General features: G+C 41.2%; 9 protein-coding genes and 1 tRNA gene. 8 read left to right on the forward strand and 2 right to left on the reverse strand.

The window, feature by feature from the left end; all coding sequences use genetic code 11:
- Positions 1-105: 105 nt before the first annotated feature.
- Complete coding sequence (locus tag I6E26_RS10550; protein ID WP_235321825.1) at positions 106-465, reverse strand: arsenate reductase family protein; 360 nt, start codon at positions 463-465, stop codon at positions 106-108.
- A gap of 261 nt (positions 466-726) precedes the next feature.
- Between I6E26_RS10550 and I6E26_RS10555 the strand changes: the two genes are divergently transcribed.
- The 5 genes from I6E26_RS10555 to I6E26_RS10570 all read left to right on the forward strand — a co-directional run bounded on the left by I6E26_RS10555 (position 727) and on the right by I6E26_RS10570 (position 3,578).
- Positions 727-915 (forward strand): hypothetical protein, encoded by a 189-nt coding sequence (locus I6E26_RS10555; protein WP_235321826.1) that lies wholly within the window; start codon positions 727-729, stop codon positions 913-915.
- Entirely contained in the window at positions 899-1,132 is a 234-nt protein-coding gene (locus I6E26_RS11405; RefSeq protein ID WP_419179926.1) for a DUF4160 domain-containing protein, read from the forward strand. Before I6E26_RS10555 ends, I6E26_RS11405 begins: the two co-directional genes overlap by 17 nt.
- Entirely contained in the window at positions 1,042-1,356 is a 315-nt protein-coding gene (locus I6E26_RS10560) for a hypothetical protein (RefSeq protein WP_235321827.1), read from the forward strand. Before I6E26_RS11405 ends, I6E26_RS10560 begins: the two co-directional genes overlap by 91 nt.
- A 69-nt stretch (positions 1,357-1,425) precedes the next feature.
- Complete coding sequence (locus tag I6E26_RS10565) at positions 1,426-3,270, forward strand: B12-binding domain-containing radical SAM protein (protein WP_235321828.1); 1,845 nt, start codon at positions 1,426-1,428, stop codon at positions 3,268-3,270.
- Between the two features lie 137 nt (positions 3,271-3,407).
- Positions 3,408-3,578: a hypothetical protein gene (locus I6E26_RS10570; RefSeq protein ID WP_235321829.1), complete on the forward strand. Its 171-nt coding sequence runs from the start codon at positions 3,408-3,410 to the stop codon at positions 3,576-3,578.
- A 168-nt stretch (positions 3,579-3,746) separates the two neighbouring features.
- Here I6E26_RS10570 and I6E26_RS10575 read toward each other — a convergent pair whose 3' ends face one another.
- Positions 3,747-4,592 carry an Mrp/NBP35 family ATP-binding protein gene (locus tag I6E26_RS10575; RefSeq protein WP_235321830.1) on the reverse strand — a complete coding sequence of 282 codons (846 nt, stop codon included), beginning with the start codon at positions 4,590-4,592 and terminating at the stop codon, positions 3,747-3,749.
- A gap of 352 nt (positions 4,593-4,944) precedes the next feature.
- Between I6E26_RS10575 and I6E26_RS10580 the strand changes: the two genes are divergently transcribed.
- The 3 genes from I6E26_RS10580 to I6E26_RS10590 all read left to right on the forward strand — a co-directional run bounded on the left by I6E26_RS10580 (position 4,945) and on the right by I6E26_RS10590 (position 7,403).
- Positions 4,945-6,207, forward strand: a complete 1,263-nt coding sequence (locus I6E26_RS10580) for a purple acid phosphatase family protein (protein ID WP_235321831.1) — start codon at positions 4,945-4,947, stop codon at positions 6,205-6,207.
- 141 nt (positions 6,208-6,348) lie between these two features.
- On the forward strand, positions 6,349-7,224 hold the full coding sequence (locus I6E26_RS10585) for a sensor domain-containing diguanylate cyclase (RefSeq protein WP_235321832.1): 876 nt from the start codon (positions 6,349-6,351) through the stop codon (positions 7,222-7,224).
- A 102-nt stretch (positions 7,225-7,326) separates the two neighbouring features.
- Positions 7,327-7,403 (forward strand) — tRNA-Arg (locus I6E26_RS10590).
- The last annotated feature ends 1,557 nt before the right edge of the window (positions 7,404-8,960 follow it).

The raw sequence follows: 8,960 nt of genomic DNA on the forward strand, positions 1-8,960 counted from the left end.
GCTGTATTTCGAGAATCCACTGACATAACGACTTTCAGTTACAATATTTGAGTAGATAGGCAATTCGGCAAATTAGAATTTATCAACGGATATCTGCCAGCATTATTACTTCAATTTTGTTTGCCATTCCTGTTCTTTGAAACCAACAAGGACATTGTAATCATCTACAAAAATCGGACGTTTGACCAGCATACCGTCTGTGGCTAGGAGCGCATATTGTTCCTCCTCAGTCATGGTTGGCAGTTTATCTTTGAGTTTCAGTTCTTTATATTTTAGTCCACTGGTGTTAAAGAATCGCTTGAGGGGAAGACCGCTCTTTTCATGCCACAAGCGGAGTTCTTGTGCTGTAGGGTTGTCCTCTTTGATGTTTCTCACTTTAACGGTGATATCATTATCTGCCAGCCACTTTTCCGCCTTTTTGCAAGTAGAGCAACGGGGATAGCATAGGAAAATTGCTTGCTTCATTTTTGTACCTTCTTTCTATATCGCCAATCTACGATAACCATATTTTCAATCATAAAAAATATAACCCTTTTATAACTGAAAAACAACCACAAAAATATTTTACAATTGTTTTTTGTAAAATATACGCAAATGCCATAGGAGCTTCTATATTTAGTACATTTTACATTACAAAATGAAAAGCTGGGCGATATTGAAAAACACGAAAACATTGGTTAGAATAAGTATAGCAGAATACTAGCTAAAATGGAGGTGCAGGTATATGTGGAAACACCAGATGCAAAAGATTGTTTTCACAGTCTTGTTTGCTGGCTTCCATCTTATCAGATAGTGGATGTTAGGGGATATTCAGATAAGGAAGTAGAAAAATATGTAGAATTTATCCAAAAAGCAGCTCATTTAATTATGGAATTTGCGCAGGAAGGCGGTTTTGAACATGCCTCAGCTGTTTAAAATAGGTAACTATTGGGTGTATTTTTGGTCAAATGAGGGGATTCCCGTAGAACTGGTTCATGTTCATGTTTCTTCTAATAGCCCTGTACAGAATGCCACCAAAATATGGATTACTAGAGCGGGTAAATGTTTGGTGGACATCAGGCTGTTTGGCGCAGTGTACCCGGAGATAAGTTGGTGGAAATTATCTATCAGGATGTCAAGGGGCAGAAAATAGCCAGAGTGCGTAAAGCTAAGGCTATAGATGATATTAGCGGCGATTATAAACAATATGCCAATATTGAAAAATTAGCTGTATGTAAAGATATCGTAATTGTAGAGGGGGACAATCGCAGCTTTTGCACAGCTATCTGGCACAAAAACGGCTATAGCTATTCTATAACTTTGCAGGATGGGGTATCTCGCCAAGCTATAGGAGCGTTGGTAGCAGATATTTTGTAAATTTTTTAACATCTCTGTTCAGTTTGTTACTGCCCGGGGATGTTTCATTATTTTGTAAAGGATGTTGTTATGCATACTGATATTTTGTTGGTGGCTTTGAATGCCAAGTTTTCCCATACCAATCTGGCTTTGCGTTATTTGCGGGAAAGTTGCTGTCAGGCGGGGCTGGGAAAGCCGAAGCTTTTGGAGCTGACTATCAATAATTATATTCCTGAAATGCTGGGACAGATTTTTGAATATCATCCTAAAGTTTTGGGATTTAGCTGTTATATCTGGAATATTCAGCTGATAAAGCAGCTGCTTCCTTTACTGCGGAAGGTTTTGCCGGAGACTGTTATTATCTGTGGCGGGCCGGAGGTTTCCTATGGCACGGAAGCTTTTCTGCGGGAAGTTCCTGCTGTAGATTTTGTTATTCGGGGTGAGGGAGAGCAGGCCGTTCCTACTTTGCTCCAAAGGCTGTTTTCCCAACAAATAGCTGATAGCCAAGAAAAGTCCAAAGTCGCAAGACATGAAATTGTCTATAATATGAAAGCACTGGATGCCCAATCAAAGGATTTGGCGGGAGTTGCCTATCTGGATGAAGCAGGTCATTATAAGGATGGTGGTGTGGTGGATGTGCCTCAGCTGGACGAAGTATCTTTGCCATTTGCCTATGAACCAGAGGAAATGGCAGAGCTTCAGGAGCGGATTCTATACTACGAAACCAGTCGAGGCTGTCCTTTCCGTTGTGCCTATTGCCTGTCCTGTGCCACGGCAGGGGTGAGGTATCGCAGTTGGCAGTTGGTTCAGCAGGAACTGCAGTTTTTTGTGAACCACAATGTACGCCAAGTAAAATTTGTAGATAGAACCTTCAATGCTAAGAAACAGCATTTTATGCCTATTTTGCAATTTATTCAGGCCCTGCCAGATAGCTGTCGCACGAATTTCCATTTTGAGGTGGCGGTGGACTATCTTGATGATGAAGTTATTTCTTTGTTGCAAAGCTTGCCCAAGCACAGGGTACAGTTGGAAATTGGCATTCAAAGCACTAATCCAGAGGTTCTAAGGCGGATTCAGCGGGTAAATCACTGGGATAGGATTGCTCACCACATCAAGGCTCTACTGGCTAAGGGGAATATGCATATTCATACGGATTTGATCATCGGCCTGCCTGGGGAAGATATGGCTTCCTTTAAAAGATCTTTTAATCAGGTGTATACCCTCAATACAGATATGCTGCAGTTAGGCTTTTTGAAATTCCTGAAGGGAGCCACCATGATGGAGATGGTGGAGCAATATCACTATCAGTATATGGATATTGGCCCCTATGAGGTTTTGTCCAATGACTGCCTTACCTATGAGGAAATCCATTGGCTTCATATCTTTGAAGCTGTTTTTGAGTTGTATCACAATGCAGGCCGTTGTCGTCATAGCTGTAATTATTTGATTGCCACTCAGGAGCAGGGAGATGCTTTTGGCTTTTACAGCAAATTAACGAACTTTTGGCAGGCCAAGGGATATCATCATCAAACTCATAGTGCCAAGCATCTTTATGGCCTTTTGCAGGAATTTGTTGGAGAAGCCTATGGCGCACAGCTGGCTGATAGTGAGCTTTGGGATAATCTCCTACGTTTTGATGCCTTGGTGGCAGATAATGGCAAAATTCGTCCAGAGCAGCTGAATTGGAATTTGGAAAAATATCAAAATTTAACTGCAGGTTTTTGGCGTAATCAAGGGGATATTACAGCTGAAAAGCTATTGCCAGGTTTCCAGTTTACTACCTGGCGGGAGATTCGCCGGAATTATCAGATTGAATATTTTACCTACCCGGTGCAAAATTTGGCCTACGGTCATGCAGAAAAACAGGACACATGGTTGCTTTTTGATTATACAAAGAGAGATGTTTGTTATCAAAAACTAGACAATTTCAATTAAAATCCATAAAATAAAGAAAAAATTCCGTGAATCTGCAATATATTCCGTGAATAGACATAAATGCATCTTGAAAATGTAGTATAATCAATGTAGATGGAGGCAGATGCTATGGATATTTTTTCCTTTGCTTTTCCTTGGTGGAAAAGGCTAAGGTCAATCAGGAGCTGCACAATGATTTGAAGGTTTTGGATAATATTCGTAAAACTCAAAGGGAATATTATCATAAGCTGGTGGAAAACTGTGAAAGTACTCAGCGGCTGCAGCATGATATCAGCCATCATGGTTTGACTATGAAGTCTTATGTTTGACGCCTTGCGGGTTGTGGTGCGCAGTAGAGAGCAAAAGCAAATGCGGGCTTTGTATTTGGATTGGACCTTTAAGAATCTGTAAGCATATGTGAAAAATAAAAAGCTCCGGGAGGCAGTGCAGCCATAATGGCGGCAGAAGCTTCTCGGAGCTTTGCTTTTATGGGATTGTTATTTTACTGGGTGAGACTTTTCAATGAAATCAGTCAGGCCATTCAGCCAATCCTGAGTGTCTACATCAAAGATGGCACCCATATCACTGGCAGCAGCCAGCTGAGGGCGGATTGGAAGCTGGGCGGTTGCCTCAATGCCATGCTTGGCAGCCAGCTCATTAATATGGCTGTCACCAAAGATATAATGCTTTTTGTGGCAGTCAGGGCACTCAAAATAAGCCATATTTTCCACCAGGCCCATGACAGGGGTTTTGGTCAGGCCAGCCATTTTAACAGCCTTTTCTACAATCATAGCTACCAGTTCCTGAGGAGAGGTAACAACGATAATGCCATCTACAGGCAGGGACTGAAATACAGTCAAAGGCACATCGCCAGTTCCTGGAGGCATATCCACAAACATATAATCCACATCACCCCAGCATACATCAGTCCAGAACTGGGTAACAGTGTTGGCAATAATAGGGCCACGCCATACAACTGGATCTGTTTCGTTAGGCAGCAGCAGATTAACGGACATTACCTTGGTGCCATTCTTGGCAGTTGCAGGAGTCAGACCATTTGGGGTGCCTGTTGGCTTTTGACCACCTAGACCAAACATTCTTGGAATAGATGGGCCAGTAATATCTGCATCCAGAATGGCTACATTATAGCCCTTTTTCTGCATGGCAGAAGCCAGCAGGGAGGTAACCATAGATTTGCCAACGCCGCCTTTGCCGCTGACTACGCCAATAACCTTTTTGACATGAGAATCAGGATTGGACTGAGCCAACAGGCTCTGAGGCTCACTGCGGTCGCCGCACTCCTGTCCACAGGACGAACAATCATGGGAACATTCTTCACTCATTTTCAAAATCCTCCAATACACAATTTGCCTTACTGAATATCAGACGCTGATGTCATGTAAAATTTGTCAGCCTATTATTTAGTAAGTCTATATGTCTATTATACCATCTTTTTATCATAAATGGGATTTTTATCAAGTGGCCTTTAAGTGATTGAAACCCTGCCTAATATTATATATAAAATCTCCCCATGGTCTTGACCTAAAGTTAAGTTTAAGTAGTAGTATATATTCTATAAAAAATCTATTTTGTCAAAAAACAAGTATGGAGATGATGAGATGGCATGGGAAAATGTATTTTATGTTAGAAAGCAAGTGGAGCTTAGGAATGGAATTATCTGCGAAGGAGGACCTTATGCAAAAAAGAATTAATAATTTGTGGTTAATATTAGGTTTGTTTGTTCTGCTTATATTAACGGCAGGATGTGGAGATATATTATCAGCTCAGAAAAATAACCAGGAGGAGCTGTCAGGAGTCAAATTTGTTCGGCAGATTGTAACACAGGATAATACCTCCAGCAGGGCTATTATGTGGCAATCTGATGAGCCTATTGCTGATGGAGCAGTGGAGTATAGACAGGTTGGTGAGAATAAGGTAAATAGAGTCGGAGCCAAGGGTGAACTCTATACTGATGATGGGCAGAATCTTATGTTGTACACAGCCAGATTGGAAAATTTACCGGCAGGAGACAAGTTGGAATATCGCCTTATTGGCAATGGCCAGGTAGGAAAGTGGCACAATCTGTCTACAGATGATGGTGGAACTTTTACAGCCTTGATTTTTCCAGATTCTCAGTCTAGCGATTATAGTGGATGGCAGGAATTGGCTCAAAATGCAGCTAAGAGAAATCCAGAGGCCAAATTCTTTGTGAATATGGGGGATTTGGTGGATAATGGTGAGGATCACAGCCAGTGGGAGGCTTGGTTTAACTCTTTGGCAGGGATTATAGATAGAATACCTGTGGCACCTATCATGGGTAATCATGAAGCCTACGATAGAGATTGGCAGGTGCGGGAGCCAGTGGCTTATTTGAATGAATTTGCTGTGCCGGATAATGGCAGCAGCAAATATGGCAGATATTATTATTCCTATGACTATGGATCGGTGCATTTTATTGTGTTGAATACTCAACTGCAGGAGCTAAAGGAAATGAGTCCAGATTTGCGGGAAGAACAGCTTCGTTGGTTTCGGCAGGATGTGGCCAATAGCCAAAAGCCTTGGAAGGTGGTGCTGATGCATCGTGATGCTTTGCAGTACAGAATTAACGGCAGACCAGAGCGTCAGGAAGGCTTTGATGAGGAGGGCTTGGTGTGGATGACTGTATTTGAGGAAATGGGGGTAGATGCGGTTCTTTCAGCTCATCTTCATACTTACAGGAATCGGGGGCATATTCGTAATTTTCAACATGATGCCTCAGGGCCTTTATATATTCTCACTGGTGTAGCAGGCAATGTGCGCTATCCAAATCTTTGGCTTAATCATGCCTTGGACGAGTATGTAGCGCCTCAGCCGGAAACGGCTAACTACATGACTATGCAGGCTGCAGAAAATCAGTTGGATTTCTATTGTTATTTGCCTGATGGGACAGAGTTGGATCACGAGGTACTGAAAAAATAATTTTGTAATGGCTTGGCTATAGCTTGCGGATAAGACAAAAATACTATATAATCATCATATTTAAAGACTTAAAGGGATTTTTGGAAAGGAAAATTTTGGGACGATGGCTAAGGGATTGCCTAGGTCAGGTATGGTGTTTTTATGGAATTTGATTTTAAAAATAATTTTTCCAGGTATTTGGAAGCTTTGGATGCAGATGTTTTTATGAAGGATGCAGAGGGACGGTATATTTTTACCAATAGACCTAATCCGGAATGGGCCAAGCCTGGAGTTAGTATTATTGGCAAATTTGATAGTGATGTTCAGCTGGACAAAAATATGGCCAGACAATGCCGCAGTGAGGATTTGGATGTTTTGGCCACTGGCAAGAAAATAAAAACTCAGTGCAGTTCAGTTATAGATGGGCACAAGGTATATTATGAGATTGTCAAAACTCCGGTATACGACGATAATGGTAATATTGTGGGTATCACCTGTATTGCCAGCGATGTAACAGAAAAGGTTAATTTGGAGCAAAAGCTGTTGCATTACTATCGGAGAGATGCGCTGACAGGCCTTTATAATAGAAATTATTTGAATAAGTGGCAGGATAGTAATACCATAGAATACCCTTTGGCTGTGTTGGTATTGGATTGTAATCATCTCAAGCATATAAATGATAATTATGGACATAAGGCGGGAGATGAGCTGCTGGGCATGGTGGCTGCGGCTATAGAAGCCAATCTTGGTAAGGGTGATTTTGCCTTTCGGGTTGGTGGTGATGAATTTGCTATTATTTGCAACAAAACAGATGAGGCTAGGGCCAAGAAACTGGTGCAAAAGCTACATTTTGAGCTGTCAGGATTATATCTTCATGGCGTGATGTTATCTGCCTCTATTGGTTATGCCTGCGTTAAGGATAATAGCAAGGAAATACCTCAGATGTACAAAGAGGCAGATCATATGATGTATGAGCACAAAAGGAAATATCATGAAATTTGCGCTAAGCAAAAGGCCGTAGAGGCTGAGTCAAGGTAAGTTTCTTCTTAAGCCTTTGGCTAAAGATCTAGGATAAGCTGGGGTATAAATGCCTATTTGGCTATTGCTTAGAATGAGATAATTTGATATACTATATCTGTTGCGGTTGTAGCTCAGCTGGATAGAGCATCTGCCTCCTAAGCAGGGGGTCGCGCGTTCGAATCGCGCCAATCGCACCAGATGAAAATAACCTCAGAACTTTGTATAGCAAAAGTTCTGAGGTTTTTTGATGTGGAAAAAGTGTCATGCCCCTCCGGCTGTTGTCGAATCATCAAGGCTTATCGATACTGTCAATCCCAATAATTCTGCTATTTTCGTAAAAATAGGTCATTTCAAACAGTGCCAAGGCGGAAAATTGCGATGAATACACTAATGAGCGGTATGGGAGTACCATGCACAGGTACTCTTCGCGCCTCGGTACTTAGCGATTCATGAGCTTTCGGGGCGTCAGCCACGAATTGCCTCATGAGAGCTTTAGTACCGCTAGGCGAGAAAAGTAGCGAGAGCGTGCCTGAAAGGGTACTCCCATATCGCCATATATAGAATTGATGTATATCGACAAATCAGAACTTGACTAAGATGTTTATGTGAGCTAAAATAAGAGTATAAAAAAGAGCGAACCACAATGATGGTCGCCGTTGCATGTTTTTAGAGTCAAATTTAATCGACCTTCAAACAGTGCTCGCAACACTGATGGTCACAACATCTTACGAGGAAGCTGTCCCGGCAAGGACAGCTTTTTTCGTGTATATAAGATGCCGGTCGATGTGTGACAATTACACTAATTTAGTAAAATCAGCGACAGTTCGCCTGTAATTGTCAGTCGCAGTAATATTGCCATTACCATGATTACTACAAGAGCAACCAATGGTATAAGGGCGTATATTGCTACAGCTAATGCCGTATCACAGGCGCTTCCCTTTTCTGGGAACACTATTATCGAAACCTCTACAGATAACATTTTTCATGCTATCATCTCCCTGTAAACAAAACTGCTAGTCAGAACATTTACTTATTTGCAGGGCGACCATCATTTGTATCATTGATAACAGTATTTTCATACTGCGTTCGCTCTAAGGGCATAATCCCTCAATACATAAATTATAATAAATGTTTTACTTGCAGTCAAAACTATATTTTATAAAAATTAGTCAATCCTATAAATCAGAATTTATCTAAGCCTATCGCGATTCATTAATAAGCATTGAATGAACTCTTTGGTGGCTAGTGGCGGTGTGCTGTATGGCAGCTATGAGGGAGAGCGAACAATATTACGGGGCAAGGCGGCACTCTTTGCAGGGGAAAATTTTCAATGTTGCCTGCTATGTCACCTATGGTAGGATGGCTTGTGGTACACTATCCATATCATAGGATGGCAAGGTAGAAAAGGAGAATTTGTTTTGGGAGATATATGTCTTGTACGGGGGGCAAATGTGTTATTTTAATAGACAGAACTTTACAACTTTTTTAAAAAATAAAAATTGCGTAACCCAATCCTGATGTATAATGAGTTGACCAAAACCACAAAATCAGGAGGTTTACGCGATGGGCTCATTATACAACGAAAATCATATTTTGGGTAGACTTTTTAGAAAATTTATGGATTTATTTCCACAAGCAACCAAGCCAACAAAGAAATTGCTTGCTTTGTTCTTAATAGGATAACTATGCACAGAACATTTCACATCTGTTCGTAATTTGCATAAAACTTTTTTGTCGAGCGTATGTGATAAAAA

Origin of the sequence: Anaerovibrio lipolyticus (genome assembly GCF_021531495.1) — a bacterium.
Classification (GTDB): Bacteria; Bacillota; Negativicutes; order Selenomonadales; family Selenomonadaceae; genus Anaerovibrio.

Excerpts from the sequence above, each read along its gene's own strand:
- I6E26_RS10565 (WP_235321828.1), top strand. The coding sequence starts at position 1,426 with ATGCATACTGATATTTTGTTGGTGGCTTTGAATGCCAAGTTTTCCCAT.
- I6E26_RS10550 (WP_235321825.1), bottom strand. The coding sequence starts at position 465 with ATGAAGCAAGCAATTTTCCTATGCTATCCCCGTTGCTCTACTTGCAAA.
- I6E26_RS10575 (WP_235321830.1), bottom strand. The coding sequence starts at position 4,592 with ATGAGTGAAGAATGTTCCCATGATTGTTCGTCCTGTGGACAGGAGTGC.
- I6E26_RS11405 (WP_419179926.1), top strand. The coding sequence starts at position 899 with ATGCCTCAGCTGTTTAAAATAGGTAACTATTGGGTGTATTTTTGGTCA.
- I6E26_RS10585 (WP_235321832.1), top strand. The coding sequence starts at position 6,349 with ATGGAATTTGATTTTAAAAATAATTTTTCCAGGTATTTGGAAGCTTTG.
- I6E26_RS10580 (WP_235321831.1), top strand. The coding sequence starts at position 4,945 with ATGCAAAAAAGAATTAATAATTTGTGGTTAATATTAGGTTTGTTTGTT.
- I6E26_RS10560 (WP_235321827.1), top strand. The coding sequence starts at position 1,042 with ATGTTTGGTGGACATCAGGCTGTTTGGCGCAGTGTACCCGGAGATAAG.